Below are 13,337 nucleotides of genomic sequence, written 5' to 3'. Positions count from 1 at the left end.
TTTAAAACAGCGATAGTTGATTGGATGGTTGTGGCTTGGAGTTGAGCGGCGGTAATTTAGGGGGTGAAACTACTGTTTTCTGTTGCTTTTGGTCGAGCTGACGTTGTTTTTCCGCTCGAATTTTTGCCGACTCTGCTATTTGAGGTAATGCTTGTTTCAACCTTGCTAATATTTCAGTAATAGCCTGACATTCCTCAATTTGGTTAAGGGACGCGCTGCCCAAAATTGGTGGCTTGCCTTGAATCCCCGCAGCGATGATTACCTGTTGCTCCGACCGATCGGTGGCTGGCAGAATTTGCAATCCGATGACAATCGTGGTTCGCTCGAAGTTGTAGCGATCGTCTTCATCGCGATCGGCGTTTGGAATAGAACTGTTTTGGGATAAGTCATTGTCTTCAATCTTCTCATCCATGTCTTGGGGTATTTCTTCAATTCCTGACATGACATCTTGTTTATTTGGAAGTACGCTGAGCCGAGCTTTTTAATTAGTCAAAATTAGCAAAGTAATAGAGCGTTCCAATTGTGGTTCTGATTTGCCTGAAGCTGTCCCATTTGTATTGACACTCGCCTTTCTTGTATTTGGAGGATAGCTGGCTCCAACTGTCCCATGCTGGCAGCAAACAGGGACTAATAGATTTCAATGCCATGCCAATTCTGAGCCAGGAATCGTAGTTATCGGCGAATTTAGGCTGGATGACTTCTAATAACAGCAAGGCTTTTGCTAGATCGCTGTCGCTCGGTGTTGCCGTCACTCGTCTAGATTTGCCGCTGTCTGGGGAAGGCGATCGCGTTTTCATCGGAACGGACATCTGCTCTACTATCCAGTCCGGTGCAACTGCCACTTCTATTTCATCGGGACGGCATCCAGGCAACCAGCGATATTGTCCGGTGGTTGGGTGGATGGATGGGGGAAGCACCGACGCTAAGTTGGCAGCTCTCAGTTCTAGGGCTTCGTTGGCAGCAGTCCGAATTTTTCTAGATTTGAGTTGGTTTTTGGTAAAACTTGGGATTTTAAACAGATACTGCGCTCTACTCGCTCGCCCTGAAGTAAATGCTACGGTGGAGGGTAGAGGTGTAGGAGCTATCTGCTCGATCTGGTCGAAAGCACTTTGTCCGTCGCAATCGACTGCAATCAAAAATTCTCGCTCGTTTTGTCCGCACAGTAAGGCAATTCCGGTTGGTACTGCTTCGTAGCAAGTTTGGTTTTTACCGTAAACTTTGACTTTGCCTTCTTTGGCTAATTGCTGTTGTAGTGCTTTTGGTGTGAAGGAGCGTTGTTGCCACTGGCATCCTAATGGTTTTTTGCCATTAGTCGGAATAATTTGCCAGTGGCAGGGTAGGAGACGTAGAGCTTCAACAATTCTAGTGGTTTGATGGTTTTTTTCAGCATAGTGCTTGTCAAGAGCAACAATATGGCTAGCGCACCCTTTTGTGCCGAAAGCGAACGTGCCAACCTTGCTCTATTTGGGCGATCGCATCAATATTTTCCCCAGCTTTCCATGCGTCAACTAATGCCTTGGCTTTGACTTTGTATTCTACTCGCACGTCTCGAAATTGTTCGGGAAAGTCAGGAGAATCAGGTGCAATTAGTAATTTGGTGATTTTAGGCGGACTGGGTTGGATGGCGATCGCTCTAGTTTTGCCCTCCAGCTTGTTATCGATTAAACCCAGGCTGTAAAGCCGCAAAAGTGAAGACTTGAGCATTTCTAGTTCTCGTTGCTTGCGAGCGAGAATTTCGTCAACCATCTCCAGCAGCTTATTTTTCTTCTCCTGCCAAGCAGCAATGTCTGCTTCCAGATAAGCAGCAACAAAACTGTAGCCATCTACTTTGTCAGCAGTCGCATCTGTAATGTAATCCTCGCAGGCTTGGAGAAATTCTTCGTCCTGAGTTGTTTGAGACAGGGTAGCACTTAGATCGCGAGCAGCAATGGATAGCTCTTTCAAACTCATTGTTTTGAATAAAGCTTCTAGGGAAAGTTCTCCTGTTTGAGCTTGGCTCATGATGGCGATCGCTCCTGATTAAATTCTGTCGGCATACAAATAGCGATCGTGCTGGTATGCCTGCTCTTGGAGCCATTGCTGTTCCCCCTCAATATGTTCTTTGAGTTCTGAGTGCTCTAAGATATTGTCATTAGTTACCGCTTGTAACTGGTTGCACCCAGAATCAAGCTCTTGCTTTGGCTGCGATTTTACAGCTATCTGTGTTAGATACATGAGTGAAACGTTGAAAAATTTCACTCGTCAGCCGCGTCAGCGGCATCAAACTAGAAATTGTGCGAACCCTACTTGATGGCAACAATACTAACTTAACTAAACTATCTGAAAGAAGTAGTTATTGAAACATTTTAACCACGAATATAAAATCCTTTCTTATAGCTCCTTAACTATTGCTAAAATAGCTTTAGAATCGAGTAGTAAACAGATTGCCAATGATATCTCTAAAATGTTAATTCTAATAAATTTCAGTATAAGTAGATTTCCATCTCTTTCATCAGATTATTTTTAAACTTACTATTTTAGCCTATTAAGCAACACGCTTGTTTGATGGGAGAAGTACGGCGATCGCTTCTATAGCTAGGATCTTAAATGGGAGATCCAAGTTATCTAAATGCTTCTCTAAAAACTGTTCTGCGCTAGTCAGCGACTGGCAGATTTCACCAACACTAAGCGTACAGCAATTAGAAGATTCAGGTATTTTCTTGAAGTCAGCTAAATATAGGTTGATTGTTGCAATCAGTTCCCAGTCCTTTAGAATATATGCTTGGTTAAATAAATCTATGCTGACAGCGGCAATAGCTTGCCTGATGTTAGAGTTACCAGTGACGCGATCGGAAATTAGAAAGATAAATAAAATTTGTTTCAAGCCAGGTAAAACAGCTACGCACTCAGAAAAGCCCATAGCTTGTGCTAAAGCTGCATCAAAAAGTTTGTGCCCCACGCCAAGCAAGTGATGTATGGCATTCCGATCGCGTAGGTAGCGATTGAAGTGTACCTGTTCGTACTCGCGCTGAATCGCGGGTTCTATACGCCAACTATCGGGTGTAAGGAATGAAAATTTTTCATCTGTATGCTTGATCCGACGTTTGTTAAGATGCAGCATTGCTAAGAAGAATGGTTGTAGATCGGGTAAGTCTAGTTGCGGCAATGAAGGAGATACCTGCTGAAAGTCAAACTTATTGCAGCTACCTACAATTTCGCGCACGGCAGCGATCGCATCTTTTCCACCAAATTTAGCAGTTTGGCAATCGAACCACTGATGCAAATCGCCGCGATGTCTATCTGCTTCGCTAAAAATTTCTCAAAATAAGTTTGGCGATGTTATAACCAAAACAAGTTGCAGCAAATCTTCTGGTTCGTCCATCACTTGTTGTAAAGACTGCATGATGTTATTAATTTTGCGATTGAGTTTGTCCCAAATTAGCGTCTCTACGGTCTGAGGATTGCGTAGCGTAATGACTTCTACTTGCTGCTTTTGCCCGTAACGATTCAGACGACCCACTCGTTGATGCAGGCGCATGGGGTTCCAGGGTAAGTCTACGTGAATCAGAGAATAGCAATTTTCTTGTAGGTCAATTCCTTCACCTCCAGCCTCAGTAGAAATAAGAAACCTGACTTCTCCTCGATTAAACTTTTCAGCAGCAGTCTCGCGTTTTTCTTTGATACTACAAGTTTTTTCAGAATTATTAATAATCCCTTCTGCCTATTCGTCGCCGTTAATAAACGGTACTACAGTATAGCAGGCAGAATAATTTAATTTTGAGGAATTATTTAGTCTACAATTTTTCGCAACACAACCAATTTGAGCTAAAAATTAGCCTGAAACTGGAAGCCAAATAGACGGCGCTCGCCGTAGTTTGCTAGAGGCTCTGTGCCCTGAAACACACCATTGAAATAGCGTTTGTCAAACAAATTATTGACAAACAAGTAAATAGCGTAGTCCTGCCATTCATAGCCAACGCGAGCATTCACTAAAGTATAGGGGTCTTGCTCAAACGTATTCGTGTCATTAAAAAATGTGGTGCCATAGCTTTGCAATTCTAATCTGCTAAAAATGCCGTTATGTCGATATTGCGCCGCAATGTTGTAGGTAGATCGAGGTGCATAGGTCAGCTTGTTGCCACTCAAATCCTGACCGGAGAGTGGGTTGAGGTAATCTGTAAATCTGGCGTTGGTTGTTCCCACGCCTGCAATCAGTTCTAACCCTGTCATCGGTCTGGCGCGAAGTTCTAACTCAATGCCACTAGTCTTGACTTCAGCGTTAGCAATATCCTGAAACAGCCGATCCTGACTGGCAATCAAGACTTGATAATCTGAAACGTTGGTCCAATAAGCAGCAAAGTTGGCGACTAAGCGATCCGCAAACCAGGATGACTTTGCTCCCACTTCATAACTCCAGGATCGTTCTGGACGCAAGGCTAATAGCGCCGGATCGGTTGCTCGAAAATTGTGAGTACTCGGTTTTGCCCCACGTGCAATGCTGCCGTAAATGGCTAGATTCGGACTGAGTTGATAAGTCGCGGCAACCTTAGGCAGTACTACCTCATCTTCTACTTCACAGGACTTGGAAAGTTATCAGTAGAGGAAAATAGGAGAGGAGTGCAAAATGAGCATGAACCAAAGCGTTGAATGTTGCCCTTAGTCGGAGTTCCAAAGACGATTGCAACTAGCATGAGTGCCTATCGGGAGGTATTTTGCCGAGAGGAGGGATTTGAGCATATCAGTCGCTACCTCAGCGGCTTGCTGTTGAGCGAGAACAAGACTTTGCAGGGCATCCATGCTCAACAGGTGTATGCTTCAGGGGAAGCGGCCAGCCGTCGAGCTATGCATGCTGCTGTGTTTGAAGCGGGATGGGACAGCGAACGGTTAATGGCGCGCCATCGGGAGTTGATGGGCAAGCAGCATCAAGGCAAAGGGCGGGAAGTGATTAGTCTCGATTGGACGTTGTCGCATCATGAGTTTGGTGCAGAGATTTTTGGGGTGAAACGGGCATATGATTACGTCAATCACTGCATGAGTCGCTATCAAACGGTGGTAACGGCGGTGATTGCCAACCCGCAGCAAATCGACGGTGTCGCGGTGGAGGTGCAATTACCGGACTACAGCGAAGCAGAGCGAGCATATCTGAAGATGACGGCACAACCAAGTTATGAGCAAATGGAACAGTTGATGCAACGGCTCATCGAACTGCTGCATCATCAGAAGAATCAATTGGCTTATCGCAAGCGCACCGAAATTGTCGTGGACATTGTGCGGCAAGTGGAAGCGCAAGGGCAATTTCCCAAAGCGGATTACGCTTTTGACAACGGTGTATTGACGTTAGAGCTAACGCAGTTGATTGAGTCATCAGGAAAGCATTGGGTCAGCGAGATTGAATGCTCTCGATTGATTCAATGGCACAGACAATGGCAACGAGTGGATACAGTTGCAACCCAGTTAAGGACAGAACATCCGCAGAGTTTTCGCTCTCTCAACGTACGTTGTCGCAACGGAGAGCAGAAGCAGTTTTTGGTATTCACTAAGGTAGTGCGATTGAAACGTTATGGACGCAAACGGTTAGTTATTGTGCATGAACAGGAGGATTTGAGTGATGCACCCCGATTTTTATTAACCGATGCCTTGCATTGGGAAAGCGCACGGGTAATTCAAACCTGGAGTTATCCGTGGTCCTGCGAGATTTTTCATGAGTTTTGCAAACAAGTCACGGGCTTCGAGTCGGCTCAGGTACGCAACGAGGAAGCGGTCAAACGCCACTTTCGCTTAAGTTGCGTGGCGCAGTCGTTGCTAGGGCAAGCGGCTTGTCAGGGCAAAAAATCAGAACAATTTGCGTTTGCCAACGGTAAGCAAACGGTGGGACAGCAACTCTACAGCCTCACTCGTGAAGCGTATCATCAACTGCTGCTTCTGGTGCAAGGGTTATTTGCCCAAGGGCGAACCTGTGAGCAAGTTCTGGAGGTGATTATGCCTGTGTAGAACTAACAACCCTTCTTATTCTCTCACCGTAACTTTCCAAGTCCTGTACTTCAGAATTTCTCGGCAATAGACTTTGTGAGATCGTAGTGCCATCGGGTCTGATGAAGAAGCGATCGCGCGTCAATTCATCTCGATTTTTCTCATACCGCAAGCCTGCGGTTAGTGTTAAGGGTTCAAAGGGCTGAAATTCAACCTGCCCAAATGCTGCATAGGTTGTTTGGTCAAATTTTGCGGTTGTTTCGCTTCGACCCGTCGGTAATCTGAGAATAGCCGTTCCAGTAGGAGTCGTGTCGGTAGCTGAAGGATCGATGTCGAACGATCTTGACTGAAAATATGCACCTAATAGCCACTGAAACCGCTCCGCTGAATCGGGTGACTGCAATCGTAATTCTTGACTCCAAATTGTAGAATCGACCCCAAATTCGTTTCGTTGCAGATCGATGGGGCTGTTGTCAATATCATTTCGATAACTTACCTCTGAATAGTTTCGCGCACTAATCGACGTGAATCGAAAGTTCGATCCCTCATATGCTATTTTGAGGGACTGGGTATTAATAGATGAGTCAAAACGACCTGGAATGTTACGGGCAGTAGTAAAGGGATCTTGCTGACTAATTGGGACGAATGAAATATCTCCATCTCTGTTGGCAGCTGCATTGGTATTAAACGAAATGCTCCACTCTGGAGAAGGAGTCCATAGCAGGTTAGCTCTGCCTGCTAAAGCTGATTGTGGGTTGGCATCTTCCCCTAAATTGCTGTCCCTTGTGAATCCATCCCGCGCCCTATGAGAACCTGCGATCCGAAAAGCGAGTCGATCAGGCACGATCGCGTTACTCAGCGACAGTTGGACGCGCCGTTGATTAAAATTACCATAGCCACCGCCAATTTGAATTTCTGGAAAGTCGGTGGGTGGACGGCTGACAATATTGACGACTCCTGCCTGACTGCTGCGACCGTATAGCGTTCCTTGCGGACCTCGCAATATTTCCACTCGCTCCAGATCGAACAACTCACCTGGGAGAAATTGGTGAGCATATTCAATCGGCACATCATCTAGGTAAAAACTAATCGCGTCGCGAGTTAAGAAGTTACTGTTACCCAATCCGCGAATACTTTGAAAGCCAAAGGCGCGATCGCCCGTTCTCGAAAAGAAATTTGGAGTATTTGCCGCAATGCCTCGAATCGATTCCACTTGAGCGTCTTGCAGTTCTTGCTGTTGCAGCACGGTTAAACTAATAGGCACATCCTGCGGATTCTGCGGTGTTTTCTGTGCCGTCACCACCACTTCTAGCTCTGTCTGTGAGGGTAGCACGCTCAATACCAGTCCTGCTTGACTTTTGAGAATTATTCCTTCTGGTGCTTTATCAACCCCAGCTATAACGATTTGAATCGTATTCGCAGCTGTTGCAGTCACGATCGCAGAAGCAATTCCCGCAGCTGGGTTGTCTCGTCGAAACTGCTTACCCTCTGGCAACTGCAACTGAGCGTTAGGAATATCCACAATCAGGTTGTTGCCTTGGGTGGAAGTAGAACCTGTAACTACCTCACCTCCAGCAGTTTCTAAAATGACATCAACGCCATCATCTGTTGGATTGAGTTTTATGCCTGTGATCTGAACTGGGGACTGGGGTGTGGAAGTTGGGGATTGAGACAGCCACTCTGCAATTGTGGTGGCAGGACGCGCTTTGTTGTTGAGTCGGGCTGCTGTGATGGGCGATCGCGAGTTAGCAGCATCCGTCCGTGCGGCAGTCATTTGTGCTACATCTGCGTAAGCAGGAAAAGTAACTGAGACTGATGCAGTTGCACTCAGCCAGAACCACATCAATATTCTTTGTTGCTTCACCTGGGTTCCTCACACTTTGAGTTGCAGACTACGCCCACTACATAGTCAAAAAAAGCACTCAATTAAATTAGGTCAAGCATCGAGCGATGTCAAAAGACAAGCCGTCAAACTCGTTCGCCAAAGAAAATAATATGGAGTTGTCCCGTGCGTGGATGTACCTGCACTTCTGAGTTGACACCGTAAACTTGGCGAATCAATTTGGAATGCAACACCTGTTGTGGAGTTCCTGATGCTACAACCTCTCCGGCACTGAGAACGTAAAGGCGATCGCAATATGCGGCGGCAAGATTTAAGTCGTGCAAGGCAGCAATTACAGTTACACCCAAACGCTTCACCAATTCCAAAATTTCCAACTGGTAGCGAATATCGAGGTGGTTAGTAGGTTCGTCCAAAACCAGAAATTTTGCTTGCTGGGCGATCGCCCTTGCCACCATTACCCGCTGTTTTTCTCCACCTGAGAGGGAGAGAAAGTTTCGCCCTGCTAAAGACTCCAAACCGACTTTGGCAATGGCTTCTCGGACAATTTGCCGATCTGCTTCTGTCTCGCGATCGAATAATCTTTGATGCGGCGCACGACCCATCAACACCATCTCTTCGACGGTAAAATCAAATTCGCTGGGAGTTTCTTGCAGCACGACTGAAGTTCGTTGCGCCATTTGACGGCTACCCAGTTGCCAAATATCATCGCCATTAAGAGTAATGAGTCCGGCATCAGGTGTCAGCACGCGGTAGATGCACCGAAGTAAGCTAGATTTACCGCTACCATTGGGACCAATTAAACCGACAAACTCACCAGATGCGACTTCTAGAGTAATGTTACGGACAATTTGGTTACCGTCAATACCCCAAGAAGCTTGCTTGACTTGCAGTTCCATCATCTGCTCCCATTCAGTTTACTGCCTTGGTGCTGCATTAACCAAATAAAGAAAGGCGCACCAAATAAGGCGGTGACGATACCTACAGGCAATTCTTCTGGAGCCACAAGGATACGTGCTAAGACATCCGACCAAATCAGAAACACCCCTCCTAATAGTAAACTAACGGGCAATACGCGCCGATGATCTGAACCGACGAGTAACCGAGAACTATGTGGGATCATTAGCCCGACAAAGCCAATTGCTCCACTGATAGCAACCATCACACCTGTTAACAACGATGTGACAAAAAATAATTGTTTGCGGAGGCGATTGGTGTCGGTTCCCAAAGTTGCTGCTGTTTCTTCGCCAACTATTAAAGAGTTAAGCGATCGCCCTTGCAATAACAAATATGTTAATCCCAGACCGAGAGACAATGAAGGTAGAATCAGATCGCTCCATTTAGCCCCTGACAATCCACCCAGCAGCCAAAACAAGACTCTTCTTGCTGCCTCACCACTACTTGCTTTAACAGTTAAAAAACTCGTCAGTGCAGAAAACGCATACGCTACCGCCACTCCTGACAAAATTAAGCGGATGGAAGAAAGTCGCCCTTGGCGCAATGCCAACAGGAAAACAATCGCAAAAGATAACAACGCACCTAAAAATGCACCGACAGAAACTGCATAGATTCCCAGTCCAGAGAATACACCAAACAGCAACACTAAAACAGCTCCTACAGATGCGCCTGACGATACGCCCAGAAGATAAGGATCTGCCATCGAGTTGCGAACCAAAGCTTGCATTGTTGCCCCGACTACAGATAATCCCGCACCGATCACAAATGCCAGCAAGACTCTGGGAAAGCGGATATACCAAACAATTTGTACCTGGGATGGCGACCAATCTCCCGCGAGCTGGGGGAAAATTTGGGAAAAAGCGATCGCCCAGACTCTTAAAGGTGAGATTGGCACGGGTCCAATCGTCACAGCAAGCGTAATGGAGACTAATAAAGCAATCGACAAAACTATTAGCAGCAGCTTATAGCGTTGCTGGCTAGTTTTAACAGTACTTTGACGCTGCGATCGCTTTCTTAACTGCTGTTGATTAGCCATAGAAAATTAAGTTTGCTCGTCATTTAAATCGCTCTGGATATAACTCCCGAGCAAGTTGTCCGATCCCTTCTGCAATACTAACGACCGACGTACTATGTCTGTATTTGATGATAATAAATCTCTGCTGTTGTACGGCTTTTAGTTGCGAGAAAGCAAGGTTAGTTTGAAACAATTGTACTTGCCTCTGGGCTAGCGACCAAAAAGCTTCACTGATGACTATTACCTCTGGATTACGAGTAATGACATCTTCCCAATTAACTTTGATGTATGTATCTTCACCTCCTAGCTGGAAGATGTTACGACCACCTGCTAATTCTAAAATTTGATTTGGTAAACTACTTTGAGTTACGGTATAGGGAGGGTCTTCATCGGCATACCAAAAAACTCGTTTAGGAGTTTCTATCTTCCCCAATTTTCTCTGGGTTTCTGCAATTTGTGCCTGCCAAGAAGCAATCAGTTGCTGCGATCGCGTTTCTACTCCAAAAATACGTCCGATCTCGCGAACTTCATTATATAGATTTTCCAACGGTCTTTCTTTTGTTTTGCATAAACTTTGATTTTGCAGTGATAAATAAGATTGAATTCCTAGATGAGATAAATCTTCGCGTTCGCGGCGATCGTTAGAACCAAAAGCACCAGGAAACGATCCGTAGACAAAATCTGGTTCGCTGGTGAGTAGAACTTCTCGTGAAGGATACTGCTTGGCAAGGACGGGAATTTTTTCGTATGCTTTTTGATATTGAGGTGGAATGCGATCGTCTAAGTAAGCCGTACCGATCGTCCGCTCCTCTAAACCGAGAGCTAGCAACACCTCGGTAGCTGGTTGGTTTAATGCGACTGCACGTTTAGGAGGCTGTTTGTAGGTTGCAGTTATCCCGCAGTTATCAATTTTGACTGGACTATAGTTAGCATCAGTAACACGAGTTTGAGCTATGGGTTTTCCTATGCGATCGCCGCATCCGCTAAGTATTACTAATAGGAGAACGATTGCTAGATTACGCCACTTCATTCCATGCTCCCAATTAGAATTCTACTGACACCGTTCCTAGCACTGTTGTCGGTGCGCCAGGAAATATCGAGAAGTTCTCAATACTCTCGTAATACTTAGTGTTGAAAAGATTTTTGATATTCAGAGCAATTTTGTAGTTATTCTGCCTGTAAAAAATAGCTGCATCTGTTCTAACATAGGAGGGAAGAGTGATGCTATTGGGAATTTGTGCTTCTCTGTCTCCCTGGAAAGTTAGCCCTAGTCCAAATCCTAACCCTTGTAGGGAACCATCTTGAATTTGATAAGTCGTCCACAGACTAGCACTGTGTTTTGGCGTACCATCTAAGCGATCGCCTTCAGGAATATCATTATCTTCAGTCACAACGGCATCGGTGTAAGCGTAGGTAGCAATCAGGTTCCAACCTGGTAGTAATTCCCCTGCTAGATCTAATTCAACTCCACGACTTCTTTGTTCCCCTGTTTGAATCTGAAAATTAGGATCGGTAGGATCGGTCGTTAGTACATTTTGGCGCGTCAACTGGTAAAGTGCTAAGGTAGCTGATAATCTGTCGTTAAAATCTTGCTTCACTCCAATTTCAAACTGTTCGCCAGTTGTGGGTTTGAATTGTTCGTTAATTTGACTTCTAGGTAATAATTGAGCAAAAGATTGAGAGTAACTGGCATATAAAGATGTGTTTTGACTCGGCTGATAGACAATCCCAAGGCGCGGAGAGAAATCGCTGTTTGTTTCATCTTGGTCTTGTTCTGCTGCATCAAATTCGTCGCGATAGGCATCATTCAGGTCGAAGCGACCTCCTGCTAAAATTTTGAAATTGGGTGTAAGTTCTACCAAATCTTGAAGATAAATTCCTAGATTGTCTGCACCATAGGCAGTGCGATCGCCTGGAGCAAAGTTTCTCGGTCTTGCTCCGTATACGGGATCTAAAATATCAATCGGGTCAATTTCTCCGTCGAAGAAAGTAAAGTCAAATCTGTATCTCGCTAACTCTACCCCAAATAAGAAATTGTGGCGCACGGAACCAGTATTAAACTTGCCAAAAAACTCATTTTGCAGCGAGTAGTTTTCCTGTGACTCTTCTGATTCGGAAAAGATACGCGGTAGGGTACGGCGATCTGCTTCTAAAGGATCGAAGAATGACGATGCTGTACTCCCATTTACTGTTGTGGCATTAAATCCCTGGCGAAATTTCCAATTGTCGCTAAATTCATGTTCGAGGTTGTAGGTAATTGAAGTCGAGTCCCATTCAGCATCATTTAAATCGGGTTCTCCCAACACAAAGCGATCGCGTGGAAGATCGAGGAATTCTGGTTCGGCTGGGAAGCCGTTATCAAAAAAGTAGTTTTGATGTTGTTGCTCAAGTTCAACTGTCAAATTAGTGCGATCGCCAATTTTCCATGTTAGTGCAGGTGCAATTAGATAGCTTTCATTTCCATTGAAATCGCGAAAACTATCAGCATTTTCATACGCTAAATTCAGACGATAGAGTAGAGAGCGATCGCCAGTCAGCGAACCAGTAAAATCGAGGGTAGGACGGTAAAAGTCATAACTACCAGCAGTCATATTTATTTGATAAAGCGGTTCCTCAAGGGGTTTTTTGGTTATCGTATTGATTTGTCCGCTAAAACCAGTCACTCCGCCGCCATACAGCACTGAGGCTGGACCTTTAAGAACCTCCACTCGTTCGACGTTGGCGAGATCGCGTGGACTTAAATAACCAAAATCTCGAAACCCATTCCGTAAAGTTTCAAACTGCGTCGTAAAACCGCGAATCCGTACCCCAACAGAAGATAGTCCGCCGTAGCCTGGGACTCGCTGTACGCCACTGACGTTATCAGTTAATTCATTTAGTCTCACTACTTGTCGATCTTCAATTACCTGACGCGGAATCACTTGAATCGACTGTGGAATATCCCGTTGTGGAACTTCTAGCTTTGTTCCCGTAGTTGAGCTTGGTACTCGATAGCTTTCTCGTTCGCCTGTCACTAATATTTCAAGTGATTCGTCGGTATTTGAGGCAGGAGGTTGAGCTGTTGCTGTTTGAGGTTTCGGTGGTGCTGTGGGGGTTGGCTGTTGCAGTGTTGCTAGTGTGGGTTGAGTGGCTGTAGGAGTTGTTGCGGGAGTGAGGCTGAAAATCAAACCGCGATCGCTTCTATTTAGCTGTACTTTTGGTGCATCTGCAACTCCCGTGACTCTGACTCGAACGCTGTTAGCTCCCAAAGAAGTCACTACCACAGAGGCAATATCTCGGCTAGGGTTTTCTTGGCGAAATTCTTGACCAGAAGGTAGACGTAATTGAGTATTTATAATATTAGCAACAAAAGTTTTGCCATAAGCACTAGTGAATACTTGGGGAACCCGATCGTCAGCTGTTTCTAATACGACTTCAATCCCCTTGTCTGTAGGGTTAAGTGACGCTGCCGTGACTTGAATTGTGTCGGCGCGTGCGGGTTGAGCGATGAATACTAAGGTAGGTACAAAACCAATTCCTAATCCCAATCTCCATAGATTGTTATACGAATTTTTGCTCACTACATCTCCTCAATGA

General features: G+C 45.4%; 13 protein-coding genes. 1 reads left to right on the top strand and 12 read right to left on the bottom strand.

Annotation, left to right across the window (positions count from 1 at the left end; translation table 11 throughout):
• Window position 1 precedes the first annotated feature (1 nt).
• The 7 genes from N4J56_RS22860 to N4J56_RS22830 all read right to left on the bottom strand — a co-directional run bounded on the left by N4J56_RS22860 (window position 2) and on the right by N4J56_RS22830 (window position 4,533).
• Complete coding sequence (locus N4J56_RS22860) at window positions 2-442, bottom strand: hypothetical protein (RefSeq protein WP_317108537.1); 441 nt, start codon at window positions 440-442, stop codon at window positions 2-4.
• A gap of 43 nt (window positions 443-485) precedes the next feature.
• A complete protein-coding gene (locus N4J56_RS22855) occupies window positions 486-1,319 on the bottom strand; it encodes a bifunctional DNA primase/polymerase (protein WP_410500569.1) in 834 nt (277 codons plus the stop codon).
• Window positions 1,320-1,416: 97 nt separating this feature from the next.
• Window positions 1,417-2,001, bottom strand: coding sequence for a siphovirus Gp157 family protein (locus N4J56_RS22850; protein WP_317108536.1), 585 nt, complete (start codon window positions 1,999-2,001; stop codon window positions 1,417-1,419).
• Between the two features lie 18 nt (window positions 2,002-2,019).
• Window positions 2,020-2,214: a hypothetical protein gene (locus N4J56_RS22845; RefSeq protein ID WP_317108535.1), complete on the bottom strand. Its 195-nt coding sequence runs from the start codon at window positions 2,212-2,214 to the stop codon at window positions 2,020-2,022.
• A 310-nt stretch (window positions 2,215-2,524) separates the two neighbouring features.
• The gene (locus N4J56_RS22840; RefSeq protein WP_317108534.1) at window positions 2,525-3,262 is read right to left on the bottom strand and encodes a hypothetical protein; all 738 of its coding nucleotides are present in this window, start codon (window positions 3,260-3,262) and stop codon (window positions 2,525-2,527) included.
• A gap of 36 nt (window positions 3,263-3,298) precedes the next feature.
• Window positions 3,299-3,661 (bottom strand): C-terminal helicase domain-containing protein, encoded by a 363-nt coding sequence (locus tag N4J56_RS22835; RefSeq protein ID WP_317110691.1) that lies wholly within the window; start codon window positions 3,659-3,661, stop codon window positions 3,299-3,301.
• Between the two features lie 143 nt (window positions 3,662-3,804).
• Window positions 3,805-4,533 carry a TonB-dependent receptor domain-containing protein gene (locus tag N4J56_RS22830; RefSeq protein ID WP_317110689.1) on the bottom strand — a complete coding sequence of 243 codons (729 nt, stop codon included), beginning with the start codon at window positions 4,531-4,533 and terminating at the stop codon, window positions 3,805-3,807.
• A gap of 93 nt (window positions 4,534-4,626) precedes the next feature.
• Between N4J56_RS22830 and N4J56_RS22825 the strand changes: the two genes are divergently transcribed.
• Window positions 4,627-5,970 (top strand): hypothetical protein, encoded by a 1,344-nt coding sequence (locus N4J56_RS22825; protein ID WP_317108533.1) that lies wholly within the window; start codon window positions 4,627-4,629, stop codon window positions 5,968-5,970.
• On the opposite strand, the gene N4J56_RS22820 is transcribed toward N4J56_RS22825, so the two are convergent.
• The 5 genes from N4J56_RS22820 to N4J56_RS22800 all read right to left on the bottom strand — a co-directional run bounded on the left by N4J56_RS22820 (window position 5,957) and on the right by N4J56_RS22800 (window position 13,321).
• Complete coding sequence (locus N4J56_RS22820; RefSeq protein ID WP_317108532.1) at window positions 5,957-7,813, bottom strand: TonB-dependent receptor domain-containing protein; 1,857 nt, start codon at window positions 7,811-7,813, stop codon at window positions 5,957-5,959. The genes N4J56_RS22825 and N4J56_RS22820 overlap by 14 nt on opposite strands.
• Before the next feature lie 104 nt (window positions 7,814-7,917).
• Entirely contained in the window at window positions 7,918-8,688 is a 771-nt protein-coding gene (locus tag N4J56_RS22815; RefSeq protein WP_410500568.1) for an ABC transporter ATP-binding protein, read from the bottom strand.
• Window positions 8,688-9,782 carry an iron ABC transporter permease gene (locus N4J56_RS22810; RefSeq protein WP_317108530.1) on the bottom strand — a complete coding sequence of 365 codons (1,095 nt, stop codon included), beginning with the start codon at window positions 9,780-9,782 and terminating at the stop codon, window positions 8,688-8,690. Before N4J56_RS22810 ends, N4J56_RS22815 begins: the two co-directional genes overlap by 1 nt.
• A gap of 19 nt (window positions 9,783-9,801) precedes the next feature.
• Window positions 9,802-10,791, bottom strand: a complete 990-nt coding sequence (locus N4J56_RS22805; protein WP_317108529.1) for an ABC transporter substrate-binding protein — start codon at window positions 10,789-10,791, stop codon at window positions 9,802-9,804.
• Between the two features lie 13 nt (window positions 10,792-10,804).
• Window positions 10,805-13,321 carry a TonB-dependent siderophore receptor gene (locus N4J56_RS22800; RefSeq protein WP_317108528.1) on the bottom strand — a complete coding sequence of 839 codons (2,517 nt, stop codon included), beginning with the start codon at window positions 13,319-13,321 and terminating at the stop codon, window positions 10,805-10,807.
• Window positions 13,322-13,337: the final 16 nt, after the last annotated feature.

The sequence above is a fragment of the Chroococcidiopsis sp. SAG 2025 genome (assembly GCF_032860985.1).
Taxonomy (GTDB): domain Bacteria; phylum Cyanobacteriota; class Cyanobacteriia; order Cyanobacteriales; family Chroococcidiopsidaceae; genus Chroococcidiopsis.
Note: the sequence above shows the minus strand (reverse complement) of the source record. Positions and strands in the feature narration are given on the sequence as shown.

Bases quoted from the DNA above. Each gene is read 5' to 3' on its own strand.
- N4J56_RS22860 (WP_317108537.1), bottom strand. From the start codon at position 442: ATGTCAGGAATTGAAGAAATACCCCAAGACATGGATGAGAAGATTGAA.
- N4J56_RS22850 (WP_317108536.1), bottom strand. From the start codon at position 2,001: ATGAGCCAAGCTCAAACAGGAGAACTTTCCCTAGAAGCTTTATTCAAA.
- N4J56_RS22845 (WP_317108535.1), bottom strand. From the start codon at position 2,214: ATGTATCTAACACAGATAGCTGTAAAATCGCAGCCAAAGCAAGAGCTT.
- N4J56_RS22825 (WP_317108533.1), top strand. From the start codon at position 4,627: ATGTTGCCCTTAGTCGGAGTTCCAAAGACGATTGCAACTAGCATGAGT.
- N4J56_RS22815 (WP_410500568.1), bottom strand. From the start codon at position 8,688: ATGGAACTGCAAGTCAAGCAAGCTTCTTGGGGTATTGACGGTAACCAA.
- N4J56_RS22810 (WP_317108530.1), bottom strand. From the start codon at position 9,782: ATGGCTAATCAACAGCAGTTAAGAAAGCGATCGCAGCGTCAAAGTACT.
- N4J56_RS22805 (WP_317108529.1), bottom strand. From the start codon at position 10,791: ATGAAGTGGCGTAATCTAGCAATCGTTCTCCTATTAGTAATACTTAGC.